Below are 18,189 nucleotides of genomic sequence, written 5' to 3'. Positions count from 1 at the left end.
TGGTTCCTGTTCCTCGACAGCTCAGAAACCTAGGCAGAGAACGGCGTGTGCTCATTCAGGCACGCAACAACACCCACACATACGTCACAAGAGCCAAAATTCGAGGGGAGAAGGGACCATTTCAGGGGATATCCGGTCAAATGCATCAGGGGGATGTGGGGGGCGGGGGTGCTGTCCGGTACGGCGGGGTGGTTGCTCGCCATTCCGTCTGCGGCCGGGGATGTGGGTTTGTGGTTGCTCGCCGCTGCGGCCGATTTACAGTGGCGGGTGGTTGGCGTGGGTGCCTGGTTGAGGGGGATGGTTCGGTCGGCGATCGTGTGCCCGTTGCCTGGGCTTCCGGGCTGTGGTTGCCGCCAGCACCGAGGAGGCCAGTCGGCTAACCCGCCGCGCTGGGGACTCCAACTGACCGAAAACGACAGGTAAATGTCCCCAGCCCCGCAGGCTCACTCGTCACCACGACCGCTGGGAACGAACCCACCTCGCCGGCCGAGCCACCAACCGGGGGCTTGAACAGGAAACGGTGGGTGGGGACACGTCATAACTTGTTCACGCCCACCACAAGGGGTGCAAGCCCACGACGAGCGCCACCGCCGGCCGGACGCGGCAGCACCGCGAGCAAACCTCGCGCGCCGCCCACCACTGCGGACGGTCGGCCGAGCCACCAACCGGGGGCTTGAACAGGAAACGGTGGGTGGGGACACGTCATAACTTGTTCACGCCCACCGCAGGGGGTGCAAGCCCACGACGAGCGCCACCGCCGGCCGGACGCGGCAGCACCCCAAGCAAACCTCGCACGCCGCCCACCACTGCGGACGGTCACCTTTCAGGCCTCGTCGCTACCGACGGCAACCACAGCCCGTCAGACCCAGGCAACGGACACGCGATCGCCGACCGCACCATCCCCTCAACCAGGCACCCGGCTCAGCCATCCGCTTTTGATCGGCCGCAGCGGCGAGCAACCACCCACTACCTCGCCGGCCGAGCCACCAACCGGGGGCTTGAACAGGAAACGGTGGGTGGGGACACGTCATAACTTGTTCACGGCCACCACAGGGGGTGCAAGCCCACGACGAGTGCCACCGCCGGGCGGGCGCGGCAGCACCTCCAGCAACCTCACACGCCGCCAACCACTGCGGACGGTCACCTTTGAGGCCTCGTCGCTACTGACGGCAACCACAGCACGGAAGCCCAGGCAACGTGGACGCGGTCGCTGACGGATCCATCCCCCTCAGCCACGCGCCGGGCGCCAGCCACCCGTCACCGTAAGTCGGCCGCAGCGGCGAGCAACCACAAACCCACATTCCCGGCCGCAGTTGGAGCGGCGGGCAACCACCCCGCCGTACCGATCCTGCCGGGGTCCCCGCAGCGACGGGGCCAGCAGTGGTGGCTGGGGATGGGAGGGCGTTAGGGGGTGGGGTTTTGGGCGGTGGAGGCGCGGATTACTAGTTCGGTGGCTAGTTCTACGTGGAGGGCTTCGAGGGTGTGGCGGTCCAGGAGGCGGGTGAGGAGGGATACGGCCATGCGGCCCATTTCGGCTAGGGGTTGGCGGACTGTGGTGAGTTGGGGGGTGGTGGCTTGGCTCAGGTCGAGGTCGTCGAAGCCGGCTATCGATAGGTCGTGTGGAACTGAGAGGCCTAGGGCGGTGGCGGCTTGGAGGGCGCCTACTGCTGCTTTGTCGTTGAAGGCGATGAGGGCTGTGGGGCGGGGGGTCAGGGAGAGGAGGTCGCGGGCGGCTTGGTGGCCGGCGGCGGTGGTGGGGTGGTCGTGGCGGATGAGGGTGGGGTTGGGGAGGATGCCGGCGTCGGCGAGGGCGGCGTGGTGGCCGGAGAGGCGGGCGTCGGCGGCTAGCCATTCGTGGGGGCCGGCGATGACGCCGATGCGAGTGTGACCGAGGGCGGTCAGGTGGGCGGTGAGTTGTCGGGCGCCGGAATGGTGGGCCGCGGAGACTGAGGGGATGTCGCGCGGGAGGGTCGTCCGGGGGTCGACGACGACGAAGGGGAAGCGGCGGGAGCTGAGGCGGACCAGGTCTTCGCTCGACTCGGGCGGGAGGATCAGGATCCCGCCGCCGAGACCGCGCTGCGACGGCAGGCGGGACAGGACCGGGTCGTGGGCCGCGGCTTCGCCGGCGTTCAACACGACCTGGCGGCCGAGGCGGTCGAGGGTCTCGGCGATGGACGAGACGATCAGCCCGAAATAGTCGGTCAGCAGGTACGGGCAGCGCACGTAGACCGCGCCGGCCACGGGCTTCGGCGTACCGCCGCGCGGGCTGGGGGCCAGCAGACCGAGCTCCTCAACCGCGCGTTCGACCAGCTCTCGGGTCTCGGGCGCCACGCTCCCCTGCTGGTTGAGCACCCGCGAAACAGTCGCAGTCGACACCCCGGTCGCCGCCGCCACGTCGCGAACCGTCGCCCGCTTAGACATTTGTTACATCGCCTTGTTTCACGCTCGGCACTCTAGCGCCCGCCTCAGGGCATTGACAGCACTCGTTCGAAGTCGTTTCCTGACCTCATTTGTTGCACTGTGTTTCAACCCTCTGAGGAGTGCGATGAGAACAACGGCAATCGCCGCCGCCCTGGCGCTCGCCGCCGGTTCGCTGACCGGTACCGCGCAGGCGCACCATCCCCCGACCGCGCAGGCGCGGATCTGGGTCACCACCCCGGACCGGGCCGAACTGCTCCACGAGCGCACCCCGGTGGCCTTCCAACGTGACACGAGTGATCTGACGACGATCACGGTCGACCCGCGGACGTCGTACCAGACCATGGACGGTTTCGGTGCCGCGATCACCGACTCGTCGGCGGATGTGCTGTCGAGGCTGTCGCCGGCGCTGCGCGAGGAGACGCTGCGGAAGCTGTTCGACCCCAAGCAGGGCATCGGCGTCAGCTTCCTGCGGCAGCCGGTCGGGTCGTCCGACTTCACCGCGGCGGCTGAGCACTACACGTTCGACGACGTGGCGGCCGGTCAGACCGACTTCGGCCTGAAGCAGTTCAGCATCAAGCACGACGAAAAGCAGGTCCTGCCGCTGCTCCGCCGCGCCAAGCAGCTCAACCCGGCGCTCAAGGTGATGGCCTCCCCGTGGAGCCCGCCGGCCTGGATGAAGACCGGTGACTCGCTCGTCGGCGGGCGGCTCAAGGACGACCCGAAGGTGTACGACGCCTACGCGCGCTATCTGGTGAAGTTCGTCGAGGCGTACACGCGGGCCGGCGTACCGGTCGACTTCCTGTCGATCCAGAACGAGCCGCAGAACCGCAAGCCCGGCGGCTATCCCGGGACCGACATGCCGGTCCGGCAGGAGGCCGAGGTCATCTCGCGGCTCGGCCCGCTGCTGCACAAGGCCAGCCCGCGGACCAAGATCCTCGGCTACGACCACAACTGGACCACGCACGCCGGAGACGTCGGGACCACCCCGCCCGGCGAAGACCCGGAGACCGACTACCCCTACAAGCTCCTGCAGACGTCGGCAGCGAAGTGGATCGCCGGTACGGCGTACCACTGCTACTCGGGCAACGCGGCGGCTCAGACCGCGTTGCACAACGCCTTCCCGGACAAGGGCATCTGGTTCACCGAGTGCTCCGGTTCGCACGGGGCGAACGACACCCCGCCGCAGATCTTCCGCGGCACGCTCACCTGGCACGCACGCAACCTGATGCTCGGCACCACCCGCAACTGGGCGAAGTCGGTCGTCAACTGGAACATCGCGCTCGACTCCACCGGCGGTCCGCACCTTGGCGGCTGCGGGACGTGCACCGGTCTGGTCACCCTGCAGGCCGACGGCACGGTCACCACGGACGCCGAGTACTACACGATCGGCCACCTGTCGAAGTTCGTGAAGCCGGGAGCCGTGCGGATCGGGAGTACGTCGTACGGGACGACCGGCTGGAACGGTCAGCTGATGACCGCGGCCTTCCGGAACCCGGACGGTACGACGGCACTCGTCGTCCACAACGAGAACGACGAGCCGCGGAAGTTCGCGGTCGCGGTCGGGGAGCAGTCCTTCGAGTACGAACTGCCGGGTGGCTCGATCGGGACCTTCACCTGGCCGTCCTCACGACTCTCTGCACCGACGCCGGTGTCACTGGCTGGTGCAACGGCGACGGCAACCGTCAACGGCACCGAGGCCGGCTTGGCTATTGACGCAGACGGATCCACCGTCTGGTCGAGCAAGGCCGCACAAGCCCCGGGCCAGTCGATCCAACTCGATCTCGGCAAGGCCCAGGTCTTCCGTCAGGTCGCGCTCGACAGCGGCGGTCAGGTCGGTGACTTCGCCACCAGGTGGGAAGTTGCCACCAGCAACGATGGCACCCACTGGTCGAAGCCGGTGACCGGTACGTCGACCGGCCAGCTCACGACGGTCGCCGTGAAACCGTCGTACGCGCGCTATGTCCGGATCACCTCGAACGGCACCAGCGACCACTGGTGGAGTCTGGCGGACGTTCGTCTCTATCGCTAGATCGCCTCGAGCCGGGCGCTGCCCCGTCCGGTTCGCAGCTGGTAGCTGGTGCTCACGCCCGCGTCGGGGTGCAGCTTGTCGACCGCCCGGTACGACAAGCTCGCCTCGTCGCGGGTCACCTCCAGTACGCCGTACCCGTGCTGCCGCATGTCGATCTGCTTCAGGTGCGGGTTGTACTGCAACCGCTTCTGCTCCTCAGCCTTCGCCTTCGCTGCACCCTGCAGGTCGCCGGTGTTCGTCGACGACACCGACGGTACGACGAACTCCACGCCGGCTCGTTTGGTCCCGGCCGGGTTGCCCGGGGTTCCCGGCGCGAAGCCCGTGTTCCACAGCTCACCCGAGAACGTGTCGTGGTCGTCTCCGGTGACGACGACCAGTTCGGACACCCGGTCGGCCGCGAGGGACAGCAGTTCGGTTCGCTCGGCGCCGTACCCGTCCCAGGTGTCCATGAACGCCCGCTCGCCGTTGGCGCCGGTGACCATGCCCATCATCATGTTGGGATTGGCGAGCACCTTCCAGCGTGCACCCGACGAGCGCAGCCCGTTCTCCAGCCAGGCCTTCTGATCCGGTCCGAGCATGCTCCGGCCGGACGCATCCGCGGCCTCGCAAACCACACCGCTACCGTCGTTGCACGGTTGGTCGTCCTTGTACTGGCGGTTGTCGATGGCGAACAGTTCGACCGTCTTACCCAGCCGGAGCGAGCGATAAGTCCGCGTCATGTCGTCGGCCCACCGAGGGACCGGCATCCGCTCGAACCAGGTGTGCCAGGCGGCGGACTTCTTCTCCTGGAAGAACAGCTCCGGCAGCGACCACTTGTTCTTGGTGTAGTTGTTGCGGAACTCGTGGTCGTCCCACAGCGGCAGGAACGCATGCTGAGCGTGCATCGCCTTCAGGTTCTCGTCGCTGCGGTAGAGCGTGTATTTCGCGCGCATCGACGGGAGCACCTGTGGATAAAGGTTCAGGTCGATTCCGCGCACACCGGGGACTGTGGCCTCGTAGACGTAGTCGCCGAGGCAGACCACCAGGTCGAGGTCCTCCTCGGCCAGGTGCTTGTGCACCGAGTAGTAGCCCTCGGTGTAACCCTGGCAGGTGAAGAAGCCGATCCGCACCGGCTGGTTCGAGTCCGCGGGACGCAGGGTCTGGAAGCGGCCGATCGGCGAGACCTTGTCCTTGCCGCGGAACTGGTAGAAGTACTCCTCGCCCGCCGCCAGCCCGGTGGCCGGGTAGTGCACGCAGCCGTCCCACTGCTTCTCCGCGATCACCGTCTCGACGATGGCCGGCCGGGACAGGTCGCGGTGCTTCGAGACCACGACCGCCAGCTCGGCATCACCGTCGAACAGCCCGCGCGGGACGCGGGTCCACAGCATCGCGCCGTCGGTCCGCGGTACGCCGGCCATCACGCCCTCGGGGAACGTCGCCCCGACCACGAGGGTCGGCGACGCGTCCGCCGCCGTCCGCAGCGCCGGCGTACCGAACGCCTCCAGCGGTACGGCGGCCGCCGCGCCGAGAACACCTACAGTGCCGAGAACAGTGCGCCGAGTGACAGTCATGACCCGAATAATGAAAGATTTTCATGAACATCGGAAGACCTCACGGCGTCCCGGAACCGGCGAGAGAAAACCGAAACAGCTGCGTCACGCCGTCTTGCTACCGTCCGAAGGCATGACGGCGGACCTGATCGAAGGCCTGGAGCTGCGCACAGCCGCGGCCACCGAACCCGCTCTGATCGCCCTCGCCGCCGCCCAGCAGGCCGAACTGGCCGCGCTCTACGGCGACGACCAGCCCCAGGTCGGCCTGCACCCGGACATCACGTTCATCCTGCTGCAGCTCGACGGCACGCCGGTCGGCTGCGTCGGCCTAGAACCCATCTCCCCCGGCCTCGGCGAGCTCAAGCGCATGTACGTCGAGCCATCCGCGCGCGGCTGGGGTCTGTCCCGCATCCTCCTCAAGGCCGTCGAGGACCAGGCCCGCAGCATGAGCCTGACTCGCCTCCGCCTGGAGACCGGCCCCCAGCAACACCAAGCGCTAGCCCTCTACACAAACCACGGCTACACGCCCACCCCGCCGTACCCACCCTTCGAGCACGAGCCCGCATCCCTCTGCTTCGCGAAGGAGCTCTAGTCCTTCGGGAGGTCGAGGACCAGGGCGTTGCCGTCGCGGTGGAAGCCGAGTCGGTTCAGGTACGGCGAGGAGTCGCGCATCCGCGGTGGGGCGAGGACCTGGGTGAAGCCTTGGTCGGTGAAGACGTCGCTACGGCGGTAGACGAACTCGCCGGGAGTGAAGTCGCGGTAGGCCGGGAGGACGTAGTCGAGGTCGATCTGCGCGCGGCCGGAGCCGGCGTCGTGCGCCAGTACGACGCCGACGGTGCTCTCGCCGCGCTGGACGAGGAACGCGTACGGCGTCCGGCCGAGCACGAACCCCGGGTTGAAGCGGCTGATGTCGCGACTGTGCGCGGCCAGAACGTGCGTCAGATACGCGTCGTCGGAGTTGACCCGGAGGACCGCGTACTCGGCGTCGTCGTGCCGGTGCCGCAACAGCCGCCACAGGTGCACGACGTTGATGACAGCCAGTACGGCGTTCATCCCGACCATCGGCCAGACCCCGATGACGAGGTTGAACCCGACCAGGATGATGCAGCCGATCAGGTTCAGTAACCGCAACCGCAGGATCCGCGTCTGCAGCAGCGAGACAACCACCAACGCCGATCCGCCCCAGCCGATGATGCTCCAGACGTCCACAGCGCGAGCGTAGACCAGACTGGCCCGGTGACCGAGATCCTGCTGCTCAACGGCGAACCCCTGCACACAGTCACCCCGGAGTTGCTCCGGGCAACCACCTACGCGACCTTCTCCTCACTGCAGGTGCGCGCCGGCCGCGTCGACGGACTCGACCTGCACTTCGAACGCCTCGACCGCAGCTCCCGCGAACTTTTCGGCCGACCACTCGACGCCGACCGGATACGCGCCGTACTGCAGGCCGGCCTCGCGCACACCGATGGCAACGCGAGCTTCCGGCTGACCGTGCTCGACGCCGACCTGTTGCTGCGCATCGATCCGCCGATCGCTCCCAGCACTACTCCGGTGCGACTGCAGCCGGTCCAGCACCAGCGCGCGCTCCCGCACCTGAAGCACACCGGCACCTTCGACCTCATCTACTACGGCCGCCGAGCGCGAGAGGCCGGGTACGACGATGCCGTCTTCCACACCGCGGCCGGTGAGATCTCCGAGGCATCGATCTGGAACATCTGCTTCGCTCGCGGTTCGGAGCTCGTGTTCCCGGTCGCACCGATCCTCAACGGCATCAGGCAGCAGGTCCTCCAGCGCGGACTCCCGTCGTACCAGACAATGCCTGTGCTGCTGAGTGACCTGGCCAGCTACGACGCGGCCTACCTGACCAACTCGATCGACCCGGCACTACCGGTCGCCGCGATCGGCGAGGTCACCTACGCGCCGCATCCAGGGTCGGCCGAGACGATCGCCGCCGCCTACGCCTCGCAGGAAGCCCAGCCGATCTAACCGCGCTCGGACCACCAGCGGAGGAGTTCTTCGCGGGCACGCTCCTCGCCGAGGGGGCCCTGGTCGAGGCGGAGCTCCATCAGGAACTTGTAGGCCTCGCCGACCTCGCGGCCGGGTGGCAGGTCGAGGATCTGCATGATCTGGTTGCCGTCCAGGTCGGGGCGCAGGGAGTCGAGCTCCTCCTGCTCCTGGAGGCGAGCGATCCGCTCCTCGAGGTCGTTGTAGGCGGCCCGCAACGACTCGGCCCGACGACGGTTCCGCGTGGTGCAGTCGGCGCGGGTCAGGACGTGCAGGCGCTCCAACTGATCACCTGCGTCACGGACATAACGCCGTACGGCGGAATCGGTCCACTCGCCGTCGCCGTAGCCGTGGAAGCGGAGGTGCAGCTCGATCAGCTTGCTGACCTGGTCGATCTGCTCGTTGCTGAACCGCAGCGCCTTCATCCGCTTCTTGGCCAGCTTCGCGCCGACGACATCGTGGTGATGGAAGGTCACCTTGCCGCCGTCCTCGAAGCGGCGCGTCTTCGGCTTGCCGATGTCGTGGATCAGCGCGGCGAACCGGCTCACGAAGTCCGGCGCCTCGTACGGGAGTCGCGGCTCCAGGTCGATCGCCTGGTCGAGCACGGTCAACGAGTGCTGGTACACGTCCTTGTGGCTGTGGTGCTCGTCCCGCTCCAGCTTGAGGGCGGGCAGCTCGGGCAGCACGTGGTCGGCCAGCCCCGTGGCGACCAGCAGGTCGAGACCGATCCGCGGGTGGTCGGCGCAGATCAGCTTGATCAACTCATCGCGGACGCGCTCGGCCGACACGATGGTGATCCGGTCGGCCATCGCGGTCATCGCGGCCACTACGGCGGGGTCCGGCGTGAAGGCGAGCTGCGCGGCGAACCGGGCCGCCCGCATCATCCGCAGCGGGTCATCGGAGAACGAATCCTCCGGGCTGCCCGGCGTCCGGATCACCTTGTTCGCGACGTCCGCGATCCCGCCGTACGGGTCGACGAACTCGTGCGACGGAAGCCGCACGGCCATCGAGTTCATCGCGAAGTCGCGCCGGGCCAGGTCACCCTCGAGGCTGTCGCCGTAGGCGACCTCCGGTTTGCGCGAGGTGGGATCGTAGGACTCCGACCGATAAGTGGTGACCTCCAGGACCCACTCACCCTTGCGACAACCGATGGTGCCGAACGCCTTGCCGATATCCCAGACATGGTCCGCCCAGCCGGCCAGCAACCGCTCCACCACGTCCGGATGGGCCGACGTGGCGAAGTCCAGGTCCTTGCTCCCGCGGCCGAGGAGAATGTCCCTGACGGGACCACCGACCAGGGCGATCTCGTGGCCCGCGGCGGCGAACCGGGACCCCAGTTCATCGACGACGGGAGCGATCGCCAGCAGTGACTGGACGCCTTGCCGCTGTACGGCGGACAAGGATCCGGCAGGGGATCCAGCAGAGGCTGACTGGTCGGCAAATGGTGACACGGGGAACTAGGTTACGGTGACGGCGTGTTCAGACGGCGACTGAGGCTCTCCGCGGCGGTGACCGCGAGCCTGCTGATCGTTGCCCCGGCAGCGATTTCGGCCGTCCCGGCAGCGGCCGTGGACGACGACCCCACCGTCCAGGTAGCCATCGACTCCTTCGGTCCGGTAGCCCCCAAACCCGGCCAGACCGTCGTCATCAAGGGCACGGTGACCAACACCAGTACGACGTCCTTCGCGAACCCGCAGGTGATCGCCTGTATCGACCGGAGCCGGCTGAACTCCGCCGCCGAGATCGCCGCGGTCCCGGACGAACAGAACATCCCGATGAAGGACCGCGACAGCTGCATCGGAATCGGCAACGCGGAGGAGACGACTTACCAGGTCCTCGGCGAGAAGCTCGCCCCGGGCGCCAAGGCTCCGTTCACCCTCACCGTGCCGTGGGGCGAGTGGAAGATCGACAGTCACACCGGCGTCTACACGGTCGGCGTGACGTTCCGCCGCGACGTGGAGACCGGCGGCCGGATCACCAGCGGCCGGGCCCGGACGCTGATGCCGGTGCATGGCACCGAGGCGTTGCCGTACAAGGTCAACACCGCACTGGCCATCCCGCTGCAGCACCGCCCGACCTTCCTGGGCGGGGTGCTGTTCGTGGACGACTCGCTGGCGGAGGCGATGAAGCCGGGCGGTGAGCTCCGCCGGGCACTCGACCTCGGCAAGCAGCACCGGGTCACCTGGCTGGTCGACCCCGCAGTGATCGATGCCGCCCGGAAGATGACCGATCCGGTGTCCCCGTACCGGATCGGTTCGAGCTACCAGCATTCGGTCCCGGGCACCAGCGCGAAGATCGCGCTGGCCTGGCTCACCGACTTCACGGCGAGCCAGAAGGCCGGTAACCAGGTCGTCGCGCTTCCGTACGGCGATGTGGACGTAGCCGGCCTGTACGAAGCGGGTGGCGCGCTGAAGGACCTGGTCCGCCAGGCCCGGATGCAGAGCGAGCAGGCGAACCTTGCGGTTCCGCAGCGGAACAACGGGCTCTGGCTGGAGAACGGCGCCGCCGCGAGCCGCTACCTCGCCTTCGCCGCCAGCGGATTCCGGGGCGCCGACGAGGCGCAGGACGTGAATCTGGTCAACAGCGCGGCCTGGTCCGGCGACGCGGCCAAGGTCCTGACACCGGGAACAGCGGTCTATCAGGTGCGAACGCCCGAAGGGCCGGTGCAGCAGGTCCGCACCGTCGTCGCCGACTCGGCGATGACCGCGGGTGGCCCGGACACCGATTCCGGCAGTGATCCGCTCCAGGTCCGGCAGCGGTTCCTTGCCGAGACCACGCTGCTCGCTGCCGGGAAGGCCCCCGCCACGACGGTCGTCGTACCGCCAAGGGGTTGGGATGCCGACGGCCGGTCGACCGCCGCCTTGGCTGCTGCCCTCGCCCAGCCGTGGATCGCGCCGGTGACCGTCGACCAGGTCGTGAAGGCCAGCCCGACGCCGCGCGCGATCGCAGCGCCGACCGCACCGAAGACGAACGGGACGTTGAGCGGCCCTCAGATCGGCCTGGTCGAGGCGCTGGGGAAGTCGATCAGCACGTACCAGGGCCTGCTGGCCAGGCCTGGCGATGTCAGCCTGGACATGCCGAGGGGCCTGCTGCAGTCCGCCTCCCTCGGCTGGGCCGGATCCCCGAACGAGGCCAAGACCTACGGCAGCGTCGAACTCGGCTCGGTGAACGGTCAGCTGGGCAAGGTTCACCTGGTCAACTCGAGCGTTGACCGAGGTCTCCGCAAGGAGATCAAGGTCAACCTGGCCGGCAGCAACGGCACCTTCCCGCTGACCGTCGCGAACGAGCTCAAGTACTCGATCCGGGTCTCGGTCCTGGTGAAGCCCGTGAACCGGAACGACCTGCGGGTCAACCGCGTCGCGACCGTGACGGTCGGAGCGGGACAGAAGTGGACCGGCCGGGTCACCGCGAACGCCGAGCAGAACGGTCTGATCAGCGCCACCGCCCAGGTGATCACCGTCGGCGGCGAGCCGGTGGGCGATCCCGAGCCGATGCTCATCCAGGCCAGCCAGTACGGCAGTGTTGGGTGGATTCTGGTGGGCGCGGCGTGTGCGCTGTTGTTCGGTACGTCGTTCGTGCGGATCTATCGGCGGATCCGGGCCGAGCGGCGGAATCCGCCGGCGGTCGACGATGATGCGGCCGAGGCAAGTCCTGAACCTGAGATCGACCCGTTGCACCCGGCTCCGTTGCCGGCCGCCCCCGGTACTTCCACTTCGTTGAAAGAAGGAGTCGGCTCGAAGGATGGCTGACCGCACCCTGCGCTCCGCGGCGGTGATGGCAGCTGGGACAGTGCTGTCCCGCCTGCTCGGATTCGTCCGGCTCGCCCTGATCGCGGCGGCCATCGGTACCGCGTTGCGGGCCGATATCTTCAATGCCGCCAACACGATCCCGAACAGCTTGTACATCCTGCTGGCCGGTGGCGTGTTCAACACCGTCCTGGTCCCGCAGTTGGTCCGGGCGATCAAGAACCATGATGACGGCGGCCAGGACTTCACCAACCGGATCCTGACCTTCGGCTTCGTCGTCCTGGCTGTCGTCACGACCGCGTGTGTGTTGCTGGCTCCGGCGATCGCCGACCTCTACACACCGGACGAACTGCACGATCCGTCCCGGCTCGCCGAGAAGGCGAACCTGGTGCTGTTCGTCCAGCTCTGTCTGCCGCAGATCTTCTTCTACGGCGCGTTCGTGCTGGTCGGTCAGGTGCTGAACGCGCGGCGCCGGTTCGGGCCGATGATGTGGGCGCCGATCGCGAACAACATCGTCGCCTGCGCGGTGATCGTCACGTTCCTGTTCGTCTACCGGACCGGGGACAACCCGGCGACCTACACGCACGGCGAACAGCTGTTGCTCGGTCTCGGGCATACGGCCGGCATCGCGGTTCAGCTGCTGGTGCTGCTGCCGTACCTGAAGGCGAGCGGGCACACCTACCGGCCGAAGTTCGGGCTGCGTGGGACCGGGCTCAGCCAGACGGCGAAGCTGGGCATCTGGACGATGCTGTTCGTCGCGGTGAACCAGGTGACGCTGGTCGTCGTCACCAAGCTCGCCCTGGCCGGTAGTGCCGCGCACGACATCGGCGCGAAGGCGGGTCTGACGGCGTACCAGACCGCGATGCTGATCATCCTGATGCCGCACGGCATCATCACAGTCTCGCTGGCGACCGCGGCGCTGCCGCAGATGTCGGCGCTGGCCGCGGACCGTGATCTCACCGAGGTGGCCCGGCTGTCCGCGCGGTCGATCCGGCAGACGCTGGCGATCGTCGTACCGGCCGCGGCCGCGATGATCGCGTTCTCGTACCCGATCGTCACGGTGATCGCGGGCTACGGCTCCGGTAAGAACAACCTGACGCTGATGTCGTACACGCTCGTGACGCTCGCGTTCGGCGTGGTGCCGTACACGATCCAGTACTTCCAGCTGCGCACGTTCTACGCCTTCGAAGACACCCGTACGCCGTTCTTCCTGCAGTGCGTGATCGCGGCGACGAACATCACCGCCGCCCTGGTCGGCGTCCGGGTGCTGCTCGACAAGGAGCACCTGCGGTACTCCGGTGTCATGCTCGGCGGTGCCTTCGCGCTGTCCTACACAGTCGCCGTACTGATCTCCAGGCCGGTACTGCGGCGACGGGTGCCGCGGGTGGCCGGAGCCGGGATCGGGCTGCCGCTGCTGGCGATGGTGATCGCGGCCGCGCTCGGCGCGGGTGCCGGGCGGCTGGTGCTGTGGGGTGTGGAGCAGGTGGTGGACTTCTCCGGGCCGCTCGGCGCGCTGCTCGAGCTGGCCGTCGCGGGGATCGTGCTGCTGCCGGTGTACGCCGGTGTGGCCCGGGTACTAAGAATTCACGAGGTCAACGACGTGGTGTCGATGATCACATCGAAGCTGCCTGGTCGCCGCTGATCGAACGCTTGTGCGCTAGTGCACCGGCACTGGATCACGATGCCACTACGATGGTGGCTGCCGACGACCGCATCCAGGAGGGCGAGAGACACCGTGTCGAACCAGACCGTCAGTCCGGGTGCCTTGCTCGCCGGGCGGTACCGGATCGCCGAGCTACTCGCGGAGATCGACGGTGCCCGGGTGTGGCGGGCAGTGGACGAGGTGCTCAGCCGAGCGGTCGTCGTCGATGTCCTGCCGGTGGGCGACCCGCGGACCAACCTGCTCTTCGACGCCGCTCGGCGCGCTGCCGCAGCGGCCGACCCGCGTTTCCTGCGGGTGCTCGACTGCGACATGTTCGAAGGCGTCACGTACTGCGTGCGCGAGTGGGCCGGTGGTCGTCCGCTGGAGCGGATGCTCGCCTCGGGTCCCCTGACCGGTCAGCAGGCCGGCTGGCTGGCGCGTGAGGTCTCCGAGGCACTGGAGAACCTCCACCGCACCGGTCACGCACATGGCTCGATCAGCCCGTCGACTGTCGTCGTCACCGACGCCGGTGCGATCAAGGTGGTCGGCCTCGCGACCGAGGCCGCACTGCGGTCGAGCGGTCCGGGCACGGCCGAGCAGGACGTCTACGCGCTCGGTGAGCTGCTCTACGCCTCGCTGACCGGCCGCTGGCCTGGCGCGACCCCGGCCTGGGGTCTGCAGCCGGCACCGGTGGAGCACGGTCGGCTGATGAGCCCGCGCCAGGTGCGCGCCGGCGTACCGCGGTCGCTGGACGACATCTGCGACCGTCTGCTGGCCGACCCGCCGCGACACCACACGCCGCCGATCACCAGCGCCGCCGGCCTGTCCGCGGCGCTGTCCGGAGTTGTCGGCAGCTCGCACGAGCCGCCGAACCAGATGGACGAGACCGTCCAGGTCGCCCGGCAGAACGGCAGCATCGACGACGCCACCCAGGTGGTCCCGCAGGCTCCACCACCCGCGCTCGACCCGACGCCACCGGCGTACCAGTCGTCCAACGGGCACGCGGAGACGGCGGCGTACACGCCGGCCGAGCCGCGGCCTGCCCGTCGGCAGACGCCGCCGCCCTCGAACGGAGGCGGCAGCCGTCGCCGGTCCGAGGAGCCGAAGCGCAAGGGCTCCTGGGGCGGCCGGATCCTCATCCTGCTCGCGATCCTGGCGCTGCTGTCGGTCGTCGCGATGGCGCAGTTCCTGCTCAAGGGCGCGATGAACAACGGCCAGAGCGACGACCCCGGGACCGGGACGCAGTCGCCGCCCGCGACCAGTTCGAAGCCGTCGACCACGGGAACGGTCGCCAAGATCGTCGACGCGAAGGACTTCGACCCGGAGCCCGCCGGCAACGGCTCGGAGCACCCGAAGGACGTCAAGAACAGCTACGACGGCAAGGCCAGTACCGTCTGGGACACCCAGGAGTACAACAACCGGCCGGACTTCGGCGGGGTGAAGCCCGGGGTCGGCATCATCTACGACCTCGGTGCCTCGACTCCGATCTCGAAGGTGGTCGTCACGCTCAAGGGCGACAGCACCAGCCTGCAGATCATGGTGCCGAAGGATGACACCACCCAGTCGCCGGCGGCCGTCAGCGGCTGGCGTTCGGTCGCCAACAAGGACGATCAGCCGGAGGGCGCGGTGACGCTGACGCCGGCGACGCCGACCGAATCGCGGTACCTGCTCGTCTGGCTGACCAGCATTCCCCAGGTCAGCTCGAGCAAGTACCAGGGCGCGATCGCGGAGGTCTCGATCCAGAAATGACCGCACATCTGGATTCGGGGACCACTCCACCGACGCTCCCCCGGATCGGCACGACTGATCCCGTTGCACAGCCCGCGCACGCGGCCGGACCGGTCAGCTACGACCAACTGGACGACCACGAGCTGCTCCGGCTGCATGTGGCCGGGAACCCGGACACGTTCGGATTCCTGGTCAAGCGGCACCGGGACCGGATGTGGGCGGTCGCGATCCGCACCCTCGGCGAGCCCGAGGAGGCGGCCGACGCGCTGCAGGAGGCGTTCATCTCGGCGTTCCGCCGGGCCGACTCCTTCCGCGGCGACGCCAAGGTGACCACCTGGCTGCACCGGATCGTGGTGAACGCGTGCCTGGACCGGATCCGTCGGCGGCAGGTCCGCCAGGCCGACCCGCTGCCGGAGGACGAGGACCGCGCGGCCGAGCTGGCCGGACCGGTCGAGGAGGACGCCGCCGAGGTGCGCGAGCGCCGGCTCGACGTCCTGAACGCCCTGAAGCAGATCAACTCCGATCAGCGCAGTGCGCTGGTGCTGGTCGACATGGAGGGCTACTCCATCGAGGAGGCGGCCGCGATCCTCGGCTGTGCGCCGGGGACGGTGAAGTCGCGGTGTGCCCGTGGCCGGGCCCGGCTGCTGCCGTTGCTCCGGCATTGGCAGACCACGCGCGGCGGCGACTCCGACGTACCGGAGAAAACCGCTGCGGAAGTCATGGGAACCGAATGAGCCGCCAGTCCGTCGTAGCGGAGTCGCCCGGGGTTCGCCCCGTCGCCGGCGACCCGATCACCGACGTCTTCGACCGGAGTACTCCACCGATGACCACACCGCGGTCCCGTCTGGGGGCGAGTTCACGATGACCGAATCCGGTCTGCCGACGAGCGAACACCTCGAGCACCTCGACACGGACACCATCGCCGACCTCCTCGAGAACCTGCTGCCCGCCACCGAGGCCCACCGAGCTCGTGAGCATGTGAAAGCGTGCCCGGACTGCCAGCTCACCTACGACGCGCTGCTGCAACTGTCCGAGGATCTCGCCGATGAGGGCCGGATGGATATTCCGATGCCGGCCGACGTCGCCGAGCACCTCGACGCGGTGATCAACTCCGAGGCCGTGATGCGGTCGTCCACGGTCGGGGTCCACTCGCTCGTGCAGATCCGCGAGGAGCCGCGCCGGCACATGCCGAAGCTGCTCGGCGCGGCGGCGGCCGTCGTACTGATCGCCGCGGTCGGTGTCGGCGTCGTGGTGGCGACCAAGGACCGGGCCGGCGAGAACGCGGCGAACACCAACCCGACGGCGATCCTGCCGACCGGCGTGGTGTCGCTGAGCACGGCCCAGATCGCTCCGCAGGTGCAGAAGTGGCTGGAGGCCAGCAGTGGCCCGGTGCTGAACGGCAGCGATGCCGAGCTCACTTGTGCCAAGACCTTCGCCTCGAGTCGGCCGAACCCCCAGCTCCGGCTGGTCCAGCCGGCCAAGGTCGACGGGGCCCGGGCGACGGTGATCGGGCTGCAGAGCGGTTCACCGCGTGACATCGAGGTCTTCGTGCTGACCGGCTGTGACGGTGGCGGCGGCATCGGTACGTCGTTCTACGACACCACCGTGACTCTGCGCAATCGCTAAGCCGTTCCCGTGGGCCAAAGGCGCGTAAGCGTCCCGCAATCGGTACCGTGGGAATGGTCGGCCTCAAGGATCCGTTGAGTACGACGTACCCGTCTCAACGATTCGAGGAACGCCTGCATGAGCGACTCCGTGGTTCGCAATGTCATCATCGTCGGCTCCGGCCCGGCCGGTTACACGGCCGCCGTGTACGCCGCGCGTGCGCAGCTGGAGCCGTTGGTGTTCGAGGGATCGGTCACCGCGGGCGGTGCGCTGATGAACACCACCGAGGTGGAGAACTTCCCGGGCTTCGCGCAGGGCATCATGGGTCCGGCGCTGATGGACGAGATGCGCACCCAGGCGGAGCGTTTCGGCGCCGAGCTGGTCGCTGACGACATCGTCGCGATGGACCTGACCGGCGAGATCAAGTCGGTCACGGACTCCGCGGGCACCGTGCACCAGGCCCGCTCGGTGATCCTGGCGATGGGCTCGGGCTACCGCAAGCTGGGTGTGGAGCACGAGGACCGGATGTCGGGCCACGGCGTTTCGTGGTGTGCAACCTGTGACGGGTTCTTCTTCCGTCAGCAGGAGATCGCCGTCGTGGGTGGTGGTGACTCCGCGATCGAGGAGGCCACGTTCCTGACCCGGTTCGCGTCGAAGGTGACGCTGGTGCACCGTCGTGGTGAGCTGCGCGCGTCGAAGATCATGGCCGAGCGGGCGTTCGCGAACGACAAGATCGAGTTCGCGTGGAACTCCGAGGTGGCCGAGATCCAGGGCAGCGACAAGCTGACCGGAGTGGTGCTGCGCGACACCGAGACCGGCCAGACGCGTGAGCTTCCGGTCACCGGACTGTTCATCGCGATCGGGCACGACCCGCGTTCGGAGCTGATCCACGGCCAGATTCGTCTGGACGAGGAAGGGTACGTGCTGACCCGTGAGGGCAGCACCGAGACCAACCAGCCGGGCGTGTTCGCGGCCGGCGACCTCGTCGACCACACCTACCGCCAGGCGATCACGGCGGCCGGCAGCGGCTGTGCGGCCGCACTGGACGCCGAGCGCTGGCTCGCCACGCTCGAGTTCGAGCACACCGTGGCGGCCGCGGACGCCACCGAGCCTGTCACCGTCTAAACCTCACAACCTCTGAAGGAGATATCGCCGTGGGCGAGAAGATGAATGCCGTCACCGACGCCGAGTTCGACGCGACCGTGCTGAAGAGCGACAAGCCGGTCCTGGTCGACTTCTGGGCCGAGTGGTGTGGCCCGTGCCGTCAGGTCTCGCCGATCCTGGAGGAGCTGAACCAGGACCACGGCGACAAGCTGACCTTCCTGAAGATGAACGTGGACGAGAACCCGGTCACCCCGAGCAACTACCGTGTCACCGGTATCCCTACCATCAACGTCTACGTGAACGGTGAGCTCGCGAAGTCCATCGTCGGCGCCAAGCCGAAGGCGGCACTGCTGAAGGAGCTCGCCGACTTCACGGCGTAAT

Annotated in this window: 14 protein-coding genes; 10 read left to right on the top strand and 4 right to left on the bottom strand. The window is 68.1% G+C overall.

Annotated elements, in window-relative coordinates:
* Positions 1 to 1,404 precede the first annotated feature (1,404 nt).
* Positions 1,405 to 2,421 (bottom strand): LacI family DNA-binding transcriptional regulator, encoded by a 1,017-nt coding sequence (locus ACIA49_RS30940; RefSeq protein ID WP_396381225.1) that lies wholly within the window; start codon positions 2,419 to 2,421, stop codon positions 1,405 to 1,407.
* A gap of 124 nt (positions 2,422 to 2,545) precedes the next feature.
* Between ACIA49_RS30940 and ACIA49_RS30935 the strand changes: the two genes are divergently transcribed.
* The gene (locus tag ACIA49_RS30935; RefSeq protein ID WP_396381224.1) at positions 2,546 to 4,450 is read left to right on the top strand and encodes a glycoside hydrolase family 30 beta sandwich domain-containing protein; all 1,905 of its coding nucleotides are present in this window, start codon (positions 2,546 to 2,548) and stop codon (positions 4,448 to 4,450) included.
* Here ACIA49_RS30935 and ACIA49_RS30930 read toward each other — a convergent pair.
* Entirely contained in the window at positions 4,447 to 6,000 is a 1,554-nt protein-coding gene (locus ACIA49_RS30930; RefSeq protein ID WP_396381223.1) for an alkaline phosphatase D family protein, read from the bottom strand. The two genes, ACIA49_RS30935 and ACIA49_RS30930, sit on opposite strands and share 4 nt — an antisense overlap.
* Positions 6,001 to 6,112: 112 nt before the next feature.
* On the opposite strand from ACIA49_RS30930, the gene ACIA49_RS30925 reads away from it, so the two are divergent.
* On the top strand, positions 6,113 to 6,571 hold the full coding sequence (locus tag ACIA49_RS30925) for a GNAT family N-acetyltransferase (RefSeq protein WP_396381222.1): 459 nt from the start codon (positions 6,113 to 6,115) through the stop codon (positions 6,569 to 6,571).
* On the opposite strand, the gene ACIA49_RS30920 is transcribed toward ACIA49_RS30925, so the two are convergent.
* Positions 6,568 to 7,188 carry a hypothetical protein gene (locus ACIA49_RS30920; protein ID WP_396381221.1) on the bottom strand — a complete coding sequence of 207 codons (621 nt, stop codon included), beginning with the start codon at positions 7,186 to 7,188 and terminating at the stop codon, positions 6,568 to 6,570. The two genes, ACIA49_RS30925 and ACIA49_RS30920, sit on opposite strands and share 4 nt — an antisense overlap.
* 27 nt (positions 7,189 to 7,215) lie before the next feature.
* Between ACIA49_RS30920 and ACIA49_RS30915 the strand changes: the two genes are divergently transcribed.
* Positions 7,216 to 7,965, top strand: a complete 750-nt coding sequence (locus tag ACIA49_RS30915; RefSeq protein WP_396381219.1) for an aminotransferase class IV — start codon at positions 7,216 to 7,218, stop codon at positions 7,963 to 7,965.
* Here the strand turns inward: ACIA49_RS30915 and ACIA49_RS30910 are convergent.
* Complete coding sequence (locus tag ACIA49_RS30910) at positions 7,962 to 9,383, bottom strand: CCA tRNA nucleotidyltransferase (protein WP_396381230.1); 1,422 nt, start codon at positions 9,381 to 9,383, stop codon at positions 7,962 to 7,964. The genes ACIA49_RS30915 and ACIA49_RS30910 overlap by 4 nt on opposite strands.
* A gap of 75 nt (positions 9,384 to 9,458) precedes the next feature.
* Between ACIA49_RS30910 and ACIA49_RS30905 the strand changes: the two genes are divergently transcribed.
* From ACIA49_RS30905 to trxA, 7 genes are all read left to right on the top strand, one after another.
* Complete coding sequence (locus tag ACIA49_RS30905) at positions 9,459 to 11,732, top strand: DUF6049 family protein (RefSeq protein ID WP_396381217.1); 2,274 nt, start codon at positions 9,459 to 9,461, stop codon at positions 11,730 to 11,732.
* A complete protein-coding gene (gene murJ / locus ACIA49_RS30900) occupies positions 11,725 to 13,371 on the top strand; it encodes a murein biosynthesis integral membrane protein MurJ (protein ID WP_396381216.1) in 1,647 nt (548 codons plus the stop codon). The genes ACIA49_RS30905 and murJ overlap by 8 nt, the downstream gene beginning before the upstream one ends.
* A 93-nt stretch (positions 13,372 to 13,464) precedes the next feature.
* Positions 13,465 to 15,120 (top strand): protein kinase family protein, encoded by a 1,656-nt coding sequence (locus ACIA49_RS30895; protein WP_396381215.1) that lies wholly within the window; start codon positions 13,465 to 13,467, stop codon positions 15,118 to 15,120.
* Complete coding sequence (sigM, locus tag ACIA49_RS30890; protein ID WP_396381213.1) at positions 15,117 to 15,833, top strand: RNA polymerase sigma factor SigM; 717 nt, start codon at positions 15,117 to 15,119, stop codon at positions 15,831 to 15,833. Before ACIA49_RS30895 ends, sigM begins: the two co-directional genes overlap by 4 nt.
* Positions 15,834 to 15,960: 127 nt before the next feature.
* Positions 15,961 to 16,725 carry an anti-sigma factor family protein gene (locus ACIA49_RS30885; protein ID WP_396381212.1) on the top strand — a complete coding sequence of 255 codons (765 nt, stop codon included), beginning with the start codon at positions 15,961 to 15,963 and terminating at the stop codon, positions 16,723 to 16,725.
* Between the two features lie 117 nt (positions 16,726 to 16,842).
* A complete protein-coding gene (gene trxB, locus ACIA49_RS30880) occupies positions 16,843 to 17,829 on the top strand; it encodes a thioredoxin-disulfide reductase (RefSeq protein WP_396381210.1) in 987 nt (328 codons plus the stop codon).
* Positions 17,830 to 17,858: 29 nt separating this feature from the next.
* Positions 17,859 to 18,188, top strand: a complete 330-nt coding sequence (gene trxA / locus ACIA49_RS30875; protein ID WP_396381209.1) for a thioredoxin — start codon at positions 17,859 to 17,861, stop codon at positions 18,186 to 18,188.
* The last annotated feature ends 1 nt before the right edge of the window (position 18,189 follow it).

The sequence above is a fragment of the Kribbella sp. NPDC051587 genome (genome assembly GCF_044453945.1).
Classification (GTDB): domain Bacteria; phylum Actinomycetota; class Actinomycetes; order Propionibacteriales; family Kribbellaceae; genus Kribbella.
The sequence above is the reverse complement of the archived record's forward strand: the minus strand, read 5'-3'. Positions and strand labels throughout refer to the sequence as shown.

Excerpts from the sequence above, each read along its gene's own strand:
- ACIA49_RS30940 (WP_396381225.1), bottom strand. The coding sequence starts at position 2,421 with ATGTCTAAGCGGGCGACGGTTCGCGACGTGGCGGCGGCGACCGGGGTG.
- ACIA49_RS30935 (WP_396381224.1), top strand. The coding sequence starts at position 2,546 with ATGAGAACAACGGCAATCGCCGCCGCCCTGGCGCTCGCCGCCGGTTCG.
- ACIA49_RS30930 (WP_396381223.1), bottom strand. The coding sequence starts at position 6,000 with ATGACTGTCACTCGGCGCACTGTTCTCGGCACTGTAGGTGTTCTCGGC.
- ACIA49_RS30925 (WP_396381222.1), top strand. The coding sequence starts at position 6,113 with ATGACGGCGGACCTGATCGAAGGCCTGGAGCTGCGCACAGCCGCGGCC.
- murJ (WP_396381216.1), top strand. The coding sequence starts at position 11,725 with ATGGCTGACCGCACCCTGCGCTCCGCGGCGGTGATGGCAGCTGGGACA.
- sigM (WP_396381213.1), top strand. The coding sequence starts at position 15,117 with ATGACCGCACATCTGGATTCGGGGACCACTCCACCGACGCTCCCCCGG.
- ACIA49_RS30885 (WP_396381212.1), top strand. The coding sequence starts at position 15,961 with ATGACCGAATCCGGTCTGCCGACGAGCGAACACCTCGAGCACCTCGAC.
- trxB (WP_396381210.1), top strand. The coding sequence starts at position 16,843 with ATGAGCGACTCCGTGGTTCGCAATGTCATCATCGTCGGCTCCGGCCCG.